General features: G+C 65.1%; 13 protein-coding genes. 10 read left to right on the top strand and 3 right to left on the bottom strand.

All coding sequences use genetic code 11. The features are described from left to right. Positions 1-482: 482 nt before the first annotated feature. From OXH60_10275 to OXH60_10255, 5 genes are all read left to right on the top strand, one after another. Positions 483-1187 carry a ribonuclease activity regulator RraA gene (locus OXH60_10275; GenBank protein ID MDE0712504.1) on the top strand — a complete coding sequence of 235 codons (705 nt, stop codon included), beginning with the start codon at positions 483-485 and terminating at the stop codon, positions 1185-1187. A gap of 417 nt (positions 1188-1604) precedes the next feature. Further along, positions 1605-4049: a fatty acid desaturase gene (locus OXH60_10270; protein ID MDE0712503.1), complete on the top strand. Its 2445-nt coding sequence runs from the start codon at positions 1605-1607 to the stop codon at positions 4047-4049. A 217-nt stretch (positions 4050-4266) separates the two neighbouring features. Continuing rightward, positions 4267-4398 (top strand): hypothetical protein, encoded by a 132-nt coding sequence (locus OXH60_10265; protein ID MDE0712502.1) that lies wholly within the window; start codon positions 4267-4269, stop codon positions 4396-4398. A 216-nt stretch (positions 4399-4614) separates the two neighbouring features. Beyond that, positions 4615-5076: a mobile mystery protein A gene (locus tag OXH60_10260; GenBank protein ID MDE0712501.1), complete on the top strand. Its 462-nt coding sequence runs from the start codon at positions 4615-4617 to the stop codon at positions 5074-5076. Beyond that, a complete protein-coding gene (locus OXH60_10255) occupies positions 5073-5660 on the top strand; it encodes a mobile mystery protein B (protein MDE0712500.1) in 588 nt (195 codons plus the stop codon). The genes OXH60_10260 and OXH60_10255 overlap by 4 nt, the downstream gene beginning before the upstream one ends. A 292-nt stretch (positions 5661-5952) precedes the next feature. On the opposite strand, the gene plsY is transcribed toward OXH60_10255, so the two are convergent. Genes plsY through OXH60_10240 form a run of 3 tightly spaced genes read right to left on the bottom strand, consistent with a single transcriptional unit; the run spans position 5953 to position 8920 of the window. Further along, complete coding sequence (gene plsY / locus OXH60_10250) at positions 5953-6642, bottom strand: glycerol-3-phosphate 1-O-acyltransferase PlsY (protein ID MDE0712499.1); 690 nt, start codon at positions 6640-6642, stop codon at positions 5953-5955. Next, entirely contained in the window at positions 6639-7958 is a 1320-nt protein-coding gene (pyrC, locus tag OXH60_10245; protein MDE0712498.1) for a dihydroorotase, read from the bottom strand. Before pyrC ends, plsY begins: the two co-directional genes overlap by 4 nt. After that, positions 7958-8920 carry an aspartate carbamoyltransferase catalytic subunit gene (locus tag OXH60_10240; protein ID MDE0712497.1) on the bottom strand — a complete coding sequence of 321 codons (963 nt, stop codon included), beginning with the start codon at positions 8918-8920 and terminating at the stop codon, positions 7958-7960. The genes pyrC and OXH60_10240 overlap by 1 nt, the downstream gene beginning before the upstream one ends. 148 nt (positions 8921-9068) lie before the next feature. On the opposite strand from OXH60_10240, the gene OXH60_10235 reads away from it, so the two are divergent. From OXH60_10235 to OXH60_10215, 5 genes are read left to right on the top strand one after another with little or no spacing between them, the layout of a single operon-like run. Next, a complete protein-coding gene (locus OXH60_10235) occupies positions 9069-10235 on the top strand; it encodes a D-alanyl-D-alanine carboxypeptidase (protein MDE0712496.1) in 1167 nt (388 codons plus the stop codon). Between the two features lie 29 nt (positions 10236-10264). Further along, the gene (gene tmk, locus OXH60_10230; GenBank protein ID MDE0712495.1) at positions 10265-10903 is read left to right on the top strand and encodes a dTMP kinase; all 639 of its coding nucleotides are present in this window, start codon (positions 10265-10267) and stop codon (positions 10901-10903) included. Beyond that, on the top strand, positions 10890-11972 hold the full coding sequence (locus tag OXH60_10225) for a DNA polymerase III subunit delta' (protein ID MDE0712494.1): 1083 nt from the start codon (positions 10890-10892) through the stop codon (positions 11970-11972). Before tmk ends, OXH60_10225 begins: the two co-directional genes overlap by 14 nt. Positions 11973-11985: 13 nt before the next feature. Continuing rightward, positions 11986-13551 (top strand): methionine--tRNA ligase, encoded by a 1566-nt coding sequence (gene metG, locus OXH60_10220; GenBank protein MDE0712493.1) that lies wholly within the window; start codon positions 11986-11988, stop codon positions 13549-13551. Beyond that, positions 13541-14326, top strand: coding sequence for a TatD family hydrolase (locus OXH60_10215; GenBank protein MDE0712492.1), 786 nt, complete (start codon positions 13541-13543; stop codon positions 14324-14326). The genes metG and OXH60_10215 overlap by 11 nt, the downstream gene beginning before the upstream one ends. The last annotated feature ends 6 nt before the right edge of the window (positions 14327-14332 follow it).

Here is a 14332-nt window from a genome sequence, read left to right as displayed (position 1 = left end):
TCGCAGCTGGCTGTCGGATGGTTTCGGCCGGTGCGTGTCCGCCCGCCTGCATCTTCGCGCAAGGGCTCAGCGAAAGTAGCCGGATCAAGTAAGAGCGAAACCCGTCCCGTTCGGAGGAGCGGGGCAGGGTCGTCGCGCCGCCAACGGTTGTTCGGGCGGAGAAGCGCGGGGAGCACGCGCCGCCAACGCCGCCGCTGAACGCGACCTGCCATGGTTCTTGGTCCGAATTCAGCCAAGATCTCCTCGAACTCGGAACCGGCTCTCTCGGTGAGCTCAACCTTGCGTGACGGGTCCGGCGGCTGAGGCCCTTGCGGAAGCGTGCGCGTGGTGTGCACCTGCCATGCCACGGACATCGTCCTGGCAGTCAGGAACCGATCGGGGCATGACGAGAGACTGGTGGGGTGTCGAAGCCGTCCGACTTGTTTCGTGTCCGTTCCTGCTGAATCATGCATGTTTCTGGGCCAATGCTGGAGACCAGCGGAATGGACGCTGAACTGCGGGCTGCGTTAACCGCCTGTTCGACTGCAACCATTACGATGCAATTGCTCAAACGCGGCATTCGCGCGACGGCAATGCGTGGCGTTGCGCCGCTTGCGGAGGGACAGGGGCGTGTGGCCGGCGAGGCTTATACCGTCAGGTTCATCCCCATGCGTGAGGACCTCTCGGACCCCGCCGTCTTGGGCGCGAGGGAAAATCCGCAGCGTCGCGCGATAGAGGAATGTCCCGCCGGGGCAATCCTGGTGATGGACGGTCTCGGAAATTGCAACGTCGGGACACTCGGTGACATCCTCGCGGAACGCTTGCGAGTGCGCGGCGTCGCTGCCTGCGTGACGGACAGCGCGGTGAGGGATGCGGAAGCCGTCGTGGCGACCGGCTTTCCGGTGTGGTGCGGCGGGCGGGCGGCACCACCCAATAACACTGGGCTCGCGATGGGTGACCTGCAGACGCCGATCGGCTGTGGCGGTGTGGCGGTCATTCCGGGCGATGTGCTGGTTTGCGACGGCGACGGTGTGGCGGTCATCCCGACCGCGATGGTGGAGAGCGTTGCGGCCGATGCCGTCGAGCAGGAGCGGGTGGAAACCTTCGTGCTAGAGCGAATCCGCGCCGGCGACACCGTGCCCGGCACGTACCCGCCCAATGAAGAGACCTTGTCGGCCTACGAAATCTGGAAACAGGGCCACGACTGACTGCCAGCCGACGGGACCGGTCGGGTCGCCTCTCTGGCCCGATCCCTCCACCGGCACACTCCTGGGGCAGGACTTGCGCCGGTATCTGCAGTCACTCGGACCGACACGGACAACGCACGCGGCTTGCACTCCGCATCGGGCCCTGCCGGACACGGAGAGCATTCCTCATCTACATCGAGGCCGGGCGCCGTAGCTCGACACGGCCTCCCCGAAGCGTTCTCCCGATGATTACCGGATTCCATCGACTGCCGGGCGCCGGCCGCCGGTTTAGGTCCGCCTGTCGGCACGGCGCTATATCTGGACTTGACCGGCGGGTACCGTCCGGGGCCGCCATCCCACTGGCTTTACCAGCGCCGCCCTGTTGCGCGAAAATGCGGAGGTCGGGACAGGCGCGAAGGACTGAGGCAGGAGGTCACCATGGCTGAGAGCGTTGTCGAGCCGGGTATGCCAACCGAGGCGACTCCGGCCCCAGGAGGCGCGGTCGTGCCGTCATTGTGGAATGCGCTTCCGCATCTTCTGCCGTTGGCGATCTTTCCGCTGATATTCAATGCCGCCGTCTTCGGTGGCTGGTGGATTGGCGCATGTTTCGTGTTTTTCATGCTGGCGGGTCCGTTGGACATCGCACTGGGCGTGGACGAACGGAACATGGATCCGGCGAGGGCGTCTGAGCGGCGGTTGCTCTGGCACAATTTGCCGGTCTGGTTGTGGGCGTTTCTTTGGCCCGTGACCCTCGTGTTTGGTCTCTGGCAAATCCTCCTGGCCGACCACTTGGCCGCGTGGGAAGCGGTGTCGATGGCGGTCATCTTGGCCGTGGAAGCACAGGCGGTGTTCATCGTCGGCCACGAGTTGGTCCATCGGCGCACCGTGTGGGAGCGACGCCTTGGGGAGTTCCTGCTCGCCTCGGCCTCGTATCCGCACTACGCGACCGAGCACATCTACATCCATCACGCCCTGGTGGGCACGCCGCTCGACCTCGGCTCGGCCCCGAAGGGTCAGAGTCTCTGGCACTACTTTCCGCGCGAGCTGGCCAGCAATATCACCGGCGCATGGCGAGTGGCTCGCGAGCGGTTGGCGCGACGCGGACTGCCGGTTTGGCACTACACGAACCCGTTCTGGCGATACGGTGGCGAAACTGCGGCCTGGTACGCGCTGATCTACTGGATGGGCGGTCCCTGGGCCATCCTGATCTTCGCCATCCTCTGCCTCGGCGTGGTTCTGTCGATGAAGATCAGCAACTACATCCAGCACTACGGACTGCGTCGCATCCGGCTTTCGACCGGTCGGTTCGAGCGTGTACGGCCTCGCCATTCCTGGAGCGCCAATTGGCGTTTCAGCAACTGGATGTTCTACAACATGCAGCGGCATCCGGATCACCATGCCGTGGCCAGCCGCCATTACTCGCTGCTCCAGCATCACGGTGGAGACGAATCGCCGCAGCTGCCTGGCAGTTACGCCAAGATGTTCAATCTGGCGGTGCGTCCTCGGCGCTGGTTCGAGACCATGGACCCTCTGGTCGATCGCTGGCGCGCGCATTTCTATCCGGAAATTGACGACTGGAGCGCCTACGACAGCCCGGTTTCCGCTGCGCGTCCGGAAGCGTTTGACGCGATCGTCGAGATCTTCGGCGCGGCGCCTCGGCTCGCACGGCGGATCGAACGCCATCCCGAGTTGCTCGACACGCTCCAGGACAGGGAGTTCACCGATCTCGATCTTCCCACGGGCTTCGGACCGGACCCGGAAAGCGAAGCCATCGCCCGACGTGGCCTGACCCGGATCTACTGGACGCGCGAGTTCGGGGTACCGGAAATGCGCGCGCAAATCGCCGAGGCGCCGTTCCAGGATGCCGGCGATGCCGCGGAAGTGGTTCGGAACTGGGCAAACGACAAGGCATTTCAAATCGGCGTTCACACCCTGCGCGGGAATCTGTCGCCGATCGAAGCCGCAACGGCCCACTCGCACGTCGCGGATGCCGCTGTGACTGCCGTGCTGGCGGCCGTCCAGGATGAATTTGCCGAGCAGCACGGTCCGGGCGACGGGGGCGGGTTCGCAGCCGTCGTCTTGGACGACCTGGCGAGCAGGGAGGCCGCGCCTGGCGCGGAACTCCATCTCTTGTTCGTGCACGAGGGCGGACAGCAGGATCACTACGACTCGCTGTGTCGCCGGATTCTGGAGGCGACAGACGGCTTGTCGGTCGACAGCCTGCTGTTTGGGCCGATCCCGGCCGCCCGGAACAGGTGCGACGTGTGGTCGCTGGCCGGCTTCGTGGGACATTTCCGAGAGGGGGCCACGACCGACGAGCTCCGCGACCTGATCCGGGCGCGATGCGTCTACGAGTCTCCCGGTTCCGGCTTGGAGCGGCGGTTCGCCGAAGCACGGAGCGAGGCGCTGTCCGGCTCCCGGGGACGCGAAGAGCTGATCACGGAGCTCGCCGAGCCAGCTACGGACGCCGGAGAAGCCAGTCTGTCAGCGATCGACGGTGGCCGGGGCGGCCTCGGCGATGTGGAGCGCGTCGCCCGATGGCTGCAATTGCTCCACTTCCGAGACATGCCCGCGGACACAGCCACCACCGCGGCTTCGGTCTTCGAAACTGCTGCCACGCACGGATGGATCGCCGACGGAGCCGCGAAGCGGTTGGCCGAGGCTGCCAACCTGTGGCGAAATCTGCAGGGGGCTGTCCGCCTTGTTGCGGGTGCCAATGCCGAGATCGATGCGCTCGGCACCCGGGCCAAGGCCGTGCTCGCGCAATGCTGCGGGGCCGACGACTTCGAGGTACTGGCGACCACAGTGACGGACATGGCTGCCAGCACCGCCGCAGAGATCGATGCGTTGCACGGCAGTGATGCTTCCGAGTCGCAGGCTTGAGGCCCAGAAGGATTTGTCTCGAATCGGCAAATCGTGGCAGAACACGAACGTACGTCCGCGCACGAACCCAACATCAGAGGTGAGAACTTACAAGTCTTATCGAGGTGTTTGATAACCCAAAATCCGTTGTCTTACAATATCGTGAAATTCATTTTTGACAGGGATTCGAGCGGTAAGTGTGATGGGCCCGGCAGGGCTGCCTTATCGGACCCGCGCGATGAGAACATTCAGGGCCGCGCTCGCGGTGTTCGAAATCGCGATTGCTCCTGTTTTTTCGGTCGTGGTCTTCGAACCTACCGTCCGCAAGCTGCCCAAATCGTGGGTCGTTGCGTTTGGTCGGTATGGCTAGAGGTTCAGTTTTCTCGAGTAGCTTGGCAACACCAGCCACGGTGGCCGTGTCCTGCGTAGACGAGACCGTTGTTCGACACCAACGTCAGAAACCCGACTCAGAGTATGACCTGCAGGCTCGCACCACGACCGATAGTCAGGCCTTGGCCTTATTGACAATCACGAACTGACAGGCTATAGCCTGATTGCTTGCCGATAACAAACAGGCCTTGACGTTATGAAAACCGGCACAAGAGCCATTGCGCGCCAACGCTTGGATCAACGCTTTTCGTCCATGAAGCCGGAGTCCCGCTACCAACCTCCACCGAAAGGCTGGATCAGGGCGATACGCGATGCTTTGGGCATGTCCGGCGCTCAACTTGGCCGACGCATGGGCGTGAAAGCCCAAAGCGTCGCAGACATCGAGAAATCGGAGGCCGCTGGAACCATCCAGCTCACGACGCTCCGCAGGGTGGCAGAGGCGCTGGACTGCGTGGCCGTGTACGCCCTCATTCCGAAGTCTTCGCTGGAAGAACTGGTTCAACGAAACGCCCGCGAGATCGCACGCAAAGAACTCGTCCGGATCGCGCATTCGATGGATCTTGAAGCCCAAGGCCTGTCTCCGGAAGAACGCGAAGGACAACTCGAAAACTATATTCGCCAACACCTTCGAGAACGTGATCTCTGGGAGGATGCTTGAACGATCTCTTCGATGAGCCAGCGCATACCACCCCTCTTGAGCCGCGAGAGCGCGAAGGTCTTCTCCAGAGCTGGATCACCTATCGGCGAGATCTGAACGAGGCGGAGCAAACGAACGTCGCGGCGGGCACAGTATGGGCTTGGCGCGTTCGCCGACGCGACCTGCTTGAGGAGAAATTCCTTCGGCAGCTTCACAAGCGCCTGTTCGGTGACGTCTGGGCCTGGGCCGGCGAGTTTCGCATGACCGAGCGGAACATCGGTATCGAGCCGGTACGGATCCCCGTCGAACTAAGAATGGCGTTCGACGACGCTCGTTACTGGACTGAACACGAAACATTCCCGCCCGACGAGATTGCAGTGCGGCTGCATCACCGGCTGGTCGCGATCCATCCGTTTCCCAATGGCAATGGCCGAACGACGCGCCTGATGGGAGATTTGGTGGCAGCCCGGCTCGGCCAGGAGCCGTTTACATGGGGCAGACAGCATCTGACCGACATCAGCGAAATGCGGACGAGATACATCGCCGCCCTTCGGGCCGCGGACAATCACGACATCGGTCCGCTGCAGGAGTTCGCGCGTTCGTAGATCACTCGGCGGCATCCGTAAGCATGTTGGACTGATCGCGGTAGGGCGACTGTTCAAGCGCCAAGCCGATTTAGGCCGCTGGCTCTCCGACTCCGGAATCTGCCCGCGTTTCAACCCCGATTCCGCTGGCCGGCAAGCCGCGAAGTCGGAGACTTCACGGGAATCTCGGACTCATCCGGGCCCCGCCCATAGAGCGTCGTCAATGCGTCGGTCCGGGTGGGCTGGGGCGGTGCACCGGCTACCCGTCTCCATCGGCGCGAGTGCGCGGGGCACCGTTTGCCCGCGGAGTCCCTCATCTGGGTCCTGGTTCGTCGTGGGTTCCGCGACCGAGGTCGATCTCCGGCTCCGTACCCTTTAGCAATCGACGCACGTTGGCATGATGGCGGAAGGTAATGAGCAGTGCGATCAAGATCAGGGAGGGCAAGTGCGCAGGATCGCCGGGAAGTCCGATCGGCAGGTGACCAGCCCGCTGCAGTTCCAGCAGGCCCCAAAGAAGGAGGGGAGCGCCAACGACCAGCGCGCCGAGCGCCCCGACGGAGGACCTCCGGAAGATCGCCACAAGCGCGACCCATCCGACTCCTGACACGAGCGCTACCGGCCACGTCAAGGCCAGCAGCGCGCCAAACGTGGTGGCAACTCCCTTGCCGCCGCGAAAGCCAAGCCACACGGGAAACATGTGTCCACTGACGGCGGCAAGCGCCGCCCAGCCTGCGGGTTCGGGCCCGAACCGCAAGGCCAGTACGACGGCCAGCGTTCCTTTCGCGGCGTCCAGGACGAGCGTCGCGAGGGCCAGGCCGCGCCGTCCGGTACGGAGCACGTTGGTGGCGCCGATGTTGCCCGACCCGCGCCGCCGTACATCACCGACGCCCGCCAGCCGGCCCAGGATCAGACCGAACGGTATCGAGCCAAGCAGGTAGGCCGGGACCAGTACGGTCGCCCAGTACACGATCTGTCCCGTGCCCAGCACTAGGTCCGGGATCATGGTCCTTCGCCGAAGACCGTGCGTCCGTCGACAACCGTTCGGATCGCCCGGCCGCGAACCGGATGCGCGGTATATGGCGCGTTCTGGGACTTGCTTCGAAATTCCTTGGCGTCCAGGACCCAGGCGTAATCAAGGTCCAGGAGGACGAGGTCGGCGGGCTCGCCGGGAGCCAGGCGCCCGCCCGGGACGCCGAAGATGGAGGCGGGGCTCCAGGTGACCCGCCGGAGCAGCTCGATCAGCGGCAGCTGACCCGAATGCACGAATTCCAGAGCCAACGGCAGCACGGTCTCCAGCGCGGCCATTCCAAAGTCGGCCTGCTCGAATGGCTGACGCTTGCTGTCCTCATGGTGGGGCGAGTGGTCGCTCGCGATGACATCGATCACGCCGTTCACGACGGCCTCGGCGACGGCGGACCGGTCGGCTTCGGAGCGCAGCGGTGGCGACACCTTGGCGAAGGTTCGCCAGCCCTCAACCTCGTTCTGGGTAAGCGCGAAGTAGTGCGGCGCCGTTCCGGCCGTGACCGCCACGCCCCGTGCTTTGGCGGCCGCGACCGCTTCCACCGCGCCACGGGTCGAGAGAAGCGGGAAGTGAATGCGCGACCCCGCCGCTTCGGCCAGCCTCAGATCACGCTCGATCAGGATCATTTCCGCGATAGGCGGACGGCTGGGCAGGCCAAGCCGCGTGGCGAGAACGCCCGCGTTCATGGTGCCGTTTCCCGCTAGGGCAGGGTGTTCCGGGTGCTGAACGAGCAGCAGGTCGAGCGAGCGCGCATACTTGAGCGCCCGGAACATCAGGCTGGCGTTCTCGACAGCACGATTGGCATCGGTGAACGCGGGCACGCCGTTCTCGGCCAGCAGGCCCATCTCGGTCAGTGCCTCGCCACGACTGCCGACCGTGATGGCCGCCATCGCAAAAACCTTGACGAGGCTGGTCTCGCGCGCCCGCCGGCTGATGAACTCCACCTCGGCTACGCCGTCGATGACCGGGTCGGTATCCGGCGTACACAGGATGCTGGTAATGCCGCCGACCGCCGCCGAACGGCTGGCCGTGAACAGGGTTTCCTTGTGCTCGGCGCCGGGCTCCCGGAGATGGGCGCGCGTATCGATCAGGCCCGGCGCCAGCACGAGGCCCGTGCAGTCGACGTGGACCGCATCCTCGGGTGCGCCGTCGGTGAACAACCCGGGTCCGACATCGATGATCTGCTTGCCTTCGGTGAGCAGCCCGCCCTGTGCGTCCAGCCCTGACGCCGGATCCACGAGACGGCCCCCGGTATAGGCCGTTCGCCGCGGTGGGGCGCGGAAGCGCTTGCCGACCATCAGCCGGGGACTCCCGCTGCCGCGTTCTGGACCAGCGCTTCGAGCACGGCGATTCGTACCGCGACTCCGTGCGCCACCTGCTCAAGAATGAGCGAACGGCCGATGTCATCCGCCAGCACGCTGTCGAGTTCGGTCCCGCGATTGATCGGGCCGGGGTGCATGATCACGGCATCGTCCTTGGCCGCGCGCAACTTGTCCGAATCCAGGCCGAAAAACCGGAAGTATTCGCGGGTGGACGGGACGAGCGAGCCGTGCATGCGTTCGAGCTGCAAGCGGAGCATCATGACGACGTCGGCCCCTTCCAGCCCCTCGGCCATCGATTCGAACGGCAGGGCGCCGAACGCTTCGATGCCGGGAGGCATGAGCGTCGCCGGGGCCACGACGCGGACCGTCGATCCCATGATGGTGAGCAGGCGCATGTTCGAGCGCGCCACCCGGCTGTGCATGATGTCGCCGCAGATGGCGACGGTTAGCCCCTCGAGAGTGCCCTTGCGCCGCCGGATCGTCAGGGCGTCGGTCAGGGCTTGGGTGGGGTGCTCGTGGTTCCCGTCACCGGCGTTGATCACCGCGCAGTTGACCTTGTGACTAAGGAGATGGGGCACCCCGCTCATAGCGTGGCGCACGACGAGCACGTCGGGGCGCATGGCGTTGAGCGTCATCGCCGTGTCCAGCAGGGTCTCCCCCTTGCCGGTCGAACTGGTCGCGAGCGACATGTCCACGACGCTGAAGCCGAGATGCTGACCTGCAATCTGGAACGACGCCCGGGTGCGGGTCGAATTCTCGAAGAACAGGCTGATCAGCAGGTGGCCGGGCAGCGGGTCGGGCGGACGATTGTCCCGGGCTAGGCAATCCGCGATGAGGTCTGCCCGATCAATGAGGTGGACGATCTCGGTGCGGCTCATCTCCTCAATTCCAAGGAGATGGCGGCGAGCTACGGGAACGGTGGATGCAGCTTCGCCCATGAGTTCGCACGATAGGTCAGGTCCGGGACGACGGCAAGCAGACGTGGCCGCCCTGCTTGTGCGTTCGCCGAATGATGACTACCGGATATGGGGTATCCGCGTGGTACACTGATGCGCTGCTGTCATGCATCAGTCCTCGGGGTGCTACATGAATCCTCACTCGCGTACTGGTCGCGGTCGGCTTGTGACGCTCGCTGGAGTTGTTGCCGTCTTCGCGTGGGCTCTGCCAGCTCCCGCCGGCGCGGTCGAGTTCACGACAAGCGCACCGCAGGGATACCTGATCGACGCCGAGACGGGCACGGTCCTGCTGGCGAAGGGGGCCGATCAGCCAATGCCGCCGGCGTCGATGAGCAAGCTGATGACCGTGTACATGACGTTCGAGGCACTCAAGGACGGCCGCCTCTCGATGGACACCGAACTGCCCGTGAGCCGGGAGGCCTGGCAAAAGGGCGGGTCCAAGATGTTCGTGGAAGTCGACACGATGGTGCCGGTCATCGACCTGCTGCGCGGCGTGATCGTCCAGTCGGGGAACGACGCGAGCATTGTCCTGGCGGAGGGGATCGGCGGGACCGAGAGCGGTTTCGCGAGCCTGATGAATCACCGTGCGCGCGAACTTGGCCTGCAGAACAGCCATTTCACCAATTCCACGGGCTGGCCGGACCCGAACCACGTGATGTCACCCCGCGACCTCGCCCTCCTGACCATTCTGATTGTCGACCACTTCCCGGAATACTTCCCCCTGTTTTCAGAGACCGAGTACACCTACGGCGGTATCAAGCAGCAGAACCGCAATCCGCTGCTGTACCGGAACATGGGGGCGGAGGGAATGAAGACCGGCTACACGAAGGCAGCCGGATACGGCCTCACCGCTTCTGCGCTTCGAAATGGTCGGCGCCTGGTGCTGGTGCTGAACGGCATGAACTCGCCGCGACAGCGCGTGTCTGAGGCGACACGCCTGTTGGAGCTGGCGTTTGCGCAGACCGAGGCGGTCCACTTGGCGGATGCCGGCGAGGTCATTGGTGCGGTGTCCGTGGCCGGCGGCCGGGACCTGGAAGTCCCGGTGGCGTCGGCAACGAGGCTGGCGGCGACCTTGCCGAGGGGGTCCGGGCGCAACGACACCGAGTTCTTTATCCGGTATGAGGGCCCGGTAACTGCGCCGATCGCGGCCGGGACCCAGGTCGCCTCCCTGGTAGTCAGCAATCCAATGCAGGCGCCTACGGAGTACCCGCTGGTGGCGGCTACCCCCGTTCCTGAGGTGGGCCTCTTCATGCGGATGGTCCGGGCCGCCGGGTTCCTGATCTGGGGCCCTCCATAGTCCGCTCCGCTGCCCGGCGCGCTGCTTTCATCAGCTTCGAGGGAATTGATGGCAGCGGGAAGACGGTCCACGCACGTCTCGTTGCGGACCGTCTCGAATCGTGCGGAATCCCGGTCGTCCGGACACGCGAACCGGGTGGAAGCGAAGGGGCCGAGGCGATTCGCGCGCTCCTTAACAGAGGGGTCCTCGAAAGCTGGGACGCCATCACCGAAACGTTCCTGCTGTCGGCTGCGCGGACCGATCATTGTCGACGCGTGATCAAGCCCGCCCTTAGACGCGGATCGTGGGTAGTGTCGGACCGGTTCGTTGACTCGATGTTTGCGTATCAGGGCGCCGGGCGTGAAGTCTCCAACAGGTTCCTGCAAATGGTGACGCAATACTCGGTGGGCGAGCTGATGCCGGATCTCACCGTGGTCTGCGATGTTGACGTGGACACGGCCAATGCCCGGATCGAGGGGCGCAGCCTGGAAGGCGGAGGACTGCGGACCCGGTACGAGGAGACCGACCGGGAGCTGCGGCAACGGATACGCGAAGGGTTTCTCGACCATGCGTCGGTAGTGCCGGATCGCTGCGTCGTCGTGGACACCACCGAACCCCAGGACGAGGTCGCGGCACAGATCTGGTCGGTGATCGCCGAGCGGCTGGACGTGGATGATGGCGAACGCTGAGCCCGGCTACGCGGTGGATCCGCTGCACCCCCGCCGCGCCCCGGAACTGGTTGGCCACGACCGGGCCCGGGAAGCCTTCCGCGCATCGTGGGCCGGCGGTCGGGTTCCACACGCATGGCTGCTCGTCGGGCCGAGGGGTGTCGGCAAGGCGACGTTCTCCTATCAGGCGGCGATCCAGGTGCTGGCCGGACGGGGCGAAGACCGGTCGCTGGCGCCGATCGAAGCGACCGATCATCCCGTCAAGCGGCGGGTGTGGGCGGGGAGTCACGGGGATCTGCTCGCGATCGAGCGGGCCGGGGACGCCGGCGGGACACGGACGATCCCGGTCGAGACCGTTCGCGAGCTGCGTCATTTCTTCGGTCTCACCTCAGCGGAAGCGGGCTGGCGCGTGGCCATCGTGGACGCACTCGACGACCTGAACCTCCACGGCGTCAACGCCTTGCTCAAGATCGTCGAGGAGCCGCCGCCGCGGGCGCTGCTGTTCCTGATTGCCCATCGGGTGCGATCGGTTCCGGCGACGATCCGCTCCCGGTGCCGCTGGCTCCCTTTCGCGGGCCTGGCGCACGACGAATGCAACGAGGTGCTGGAGCGGCTGCTGCCCGATCAGGATGCCGCCCAGCGGTCAGGCTTGGCGCATCTCGCCAACGGTGCGCCCGGACTCGCCCTGACGTTCGCCGAAGCCGAGGCGTTGACCCTGTTCGGCGAGATCACGGGATTTTGCCGCACATTGCCCGCACTCGACGTTCCGGCCGCGCATGCGTTCAGCGATCGCTTTGCCCGACGGCCGGGCTCGGAACGGTTCCCGACGTTCACCGCCATGTTCAAGATCTGGGTGTACCGCGCCGCAATCCGCATCGTTGCGGGTGACGAAGCGGTCGGGGACGACATCGTGGACGGAGAGGGAGAAGTGCAGCGCAGCTACAGCACGGCGGCAGGCCTTGCGGGGGTGCTGTCCTTGTGGAACGATGTCGGGCGGATTGCGGACACCGCGATACACGCGCACCTTGACCGCAAGCAAGCCGTACTGGACGTGTTGTTCGCCAGCCGCCGTCTGGCGCGCGGCGCTTGAGCGGGGGAACACTGTGGACGCCTCGCCGAAGCCGTCGCGCTTTTACCTGACAACCCCGATTTACTACGTGAACGACGTGCCGCATCTGGGGCACGCGTACACCACGGTGGCATGCGACGCGCTGGCCCGGTTCATGCGCTTGGACGGACGGGACGTCCGGTTCACGACCGGGACCGACGAGCACGGCCAGAAGGTGGCGAAATCCGCGGTAGCCGCGGGGCTGGATCCCGGCGCGTTTACGGATCGGGTGTCCGAGCGCTTCCGGTCTCTCGTCGAGGCCGTGGGGGCTACGCCGAACGATTTCATCCGGACGACCGAAGAGCGTCACTACCGGTCGGTTCAGGAGATCTGGCGCCGGCTGGTCCAGCGCGATGAGATCTACGCGGGCAAGTACGAAGGCTGGTACTCGGTTCGGGACGAGGCCTATCTCGCGGAGAGCGAGCTGATTCGCCAGCCGGACGGTTCGTTCCGGGCGGCAAGCGGGGCGCCGGTCGAGTGGGTTGCCGAATCGAGCTACTTCTTTCGCCTTTCGCGCTGGCAGGAACCGCTGCTTCGGTGGTACGCGGAGCACCCCGATTTCATTGGGCCCGAATCCCGCCGGAACGAGGTCGTGCGCTTCGTGGAAGGCGGTCTTGACGACCTTTCGGTATCCCGGACCAGCTTTCGCTGGGGCGTGCCGGTTCCCGACGATCCCGATCACGTCATTTACGTGTGGGTGGATGCGCTCACCAACTACCTGACTTCGGCCGGCTTCCCGGACGAGGATTCGGACACGTACAACCAGTTCTGGCCTGCCGATGTCCACGTCGTCGGAAAGGACATCGTCCGTTTTCATGCCGTCTACTGGCCGGCCATGCTGCTGGCTGCCGGAGTCGCCCCGCCGAGACGAGTGTTCGCGCACGGGTGGTGGACCGTGGAAGGTCAGAAGATGTCGAAATCGGTCGGCAACGTGGTCGACCCGTTCGAACTCGTGAAGGAGTACGGGTTGGATCAGGTCCGCTACTTCCTGCTTCGCGAGGTACCCTTCGGGAATGACGGCGATTATTCCAGGGCGGCGATGATACACCGCGCGAATGCAGACCTTGCGAACGACTTCGGAAATCTGGTGCAACGGGTCCTGACGCTGGTGCAGCGCAACTGCGAGGCCGCCGTCCCGGAGCGCGGCGCGGCGACGCCGGAGGACGACACCCTGCTGCAGGCGGCTGCGGGTCTCGGGGCTGAACTGCGATCATTGATGGAAACGCAGCAAATGCATGCCGCCCTGCGAGCGCTGTGGGACGTGATCCGGGCGGCGAATGCCTACATCGATCATGCGGCGCCGTGGGTCCTTGCCCGCACGGATCTCGATCGGTGCCGGACCGTGCTGAGCGTGTTGCTGGAGGTCCTCCGGCGAGTCGCCATCTTTTCGCAGCCGTTCGTGCCGACCGGCGCAGCGGCAATCCTGGATCAGCTCGGCGTACCGGCCGATCAGCGCCAGTTCGGGGACGCCGGCCGTGGCCCCGCCCCGGGGACGCCGCTGGCCCCGCCAAGTCCCGTCTTTCCGCGCCTAGCGTCCAAGGTCGAAGCCGATGCTGGTTGACAGCCACTGCCATCTTGATTTCCCTGCCTTCGCGGACGACTTTCCGGCCATGCTGGAGCGCGCGCGAGCGGCGGGGGTGCGAACACTCCAGACCATTTCGACCCGTCTGGCAACGGTGGATGCCATCCTCGACGTGGCGTCCCGGGATCCCGACATCTGGTGCTCGGTAGGTCTGCATCCGCACGAGGCCGCGACCGAGGAAGACGTGTCGCCGGATCGAATCGTGGCGTTGTCGGACCACCCGGACGTGATCGGGGTGGGGGAGACCGGCCTTGACTACTACTACGAGCACAGTCCGCGCGAGCGGCAGCAGGAGAGCTTCAGGAACCACATCGAGGCCAGCCGCAGGACCGGGCTGCCGTTGATCGTGCACGCCCGCGATGCGGACGACGACATCGTGGCGGTGCTCAGGGAGGAGTACGAGGCGGGTCCGTTTCCCGGACTCATTCACTGCTTTACGGCCGGCCCGGAGTTGGCGCGCGCCGCATTGGACATCGGATTCCTGATCTCCATTTCCGGCATCGTGACCTTCAAGAAGGCGGAGAACGTGCACGCCGCGGCCCGCGACGTCCCGCTTGATCGATTGCTCGTGGAAACGGACGCACCGTTTCTGGCACCCGTGCCGCACCGAGGCAAGCGGTGCGAACCCGCGTTTGTCGCGCGCACGGCGGCGGCGATCGCGGAGCTGCGGCAAATCGATCCGTCGCGTCTGGCCGAGGCCACGACTGACAACTTCTTTCGGCTTTTCTCCAAGGCCAAGCGTCCGGCGAACTGAGGTCGG

This window comes from Rhodospirillales bacterium, assembly GCA_028824295.1.
Classification (GTDB): Bacteria; Pseudomonadota; Alphaproteobacteria; order TMED109; family TMED109; genus VXPW01.
Note: the sequence above shows the minus strand (reverse complement) of the source record. Positions and strands in the feature narration are given on the sequence as shown.

Coding starts and splice junctions, on each gene's coding strand:
- OXH60_10275 (MDE0712504.1), top strand. CDS start 483: ATGGACGCTGAACTGCGGGCTGCGTTAACCGCCTGTTCGACTGCAACC.
- OXH60_10225 (MDE0712494.1), top strand. CDS start 10,890: ATGGCGAACGCTGAGCCCGGCTACGCGGTGGATCCGCTGCACCCCCGC.
- OXH60_10270 (MDE0712503.1), top strand. CDS start 1,605: ATGGCTGAGAGCGTTGTCGAGCCGGGTATGCCAACCGAGGCGACTCCG.
- OXH60_10240 (MDE0712497.1), bottom strand. CDS start 8,920: ATGGGCGAAGCTGCATCCACCGTTCCCGTAGCTCGCCGCCATCTCCTT.
- OXH60_10260 (MDE0712501.1), top strand. CDS start 4,615: ATGAAAACCGGCACAAGAGCCATTGCGCGCCAACGCTTGGATCAACGC.
- pyrC (MDE0712498.1), bottom strand. CDS start 7,958: ATGGTCGGCAAGCGCTTCCGCGCCCCACCGCGGCGAACGGCCTATACC.
- plsY (MDE0712499.1), bottom strand. CDS start 6,642: ATGATCCCGGACCTAGTGCTGGGCACGGGACAGATCGTGTACTGGGCG.
- OXH60_10265 (MDE0712502.1), top strand. CDS start 4,267: ATGAGAACATTCAGGGCCGCGCTCGCGGTGTTCGAAATCGCGATTGCT.
- OXH60_10215 (MDE0712492.1), top strand. CDS start 13,541: ATGCTGGTTGACAGCCACTGCCATCTTGATTTCCCTGCCTTCGCGGAC.
- OXH60_10235 (MDE0712496.1), top strand. CDS start 9,069: ATGAATCCTCACTCGCGTACTGGTCGCGGTCGGCTTGTGACGCTCGCT.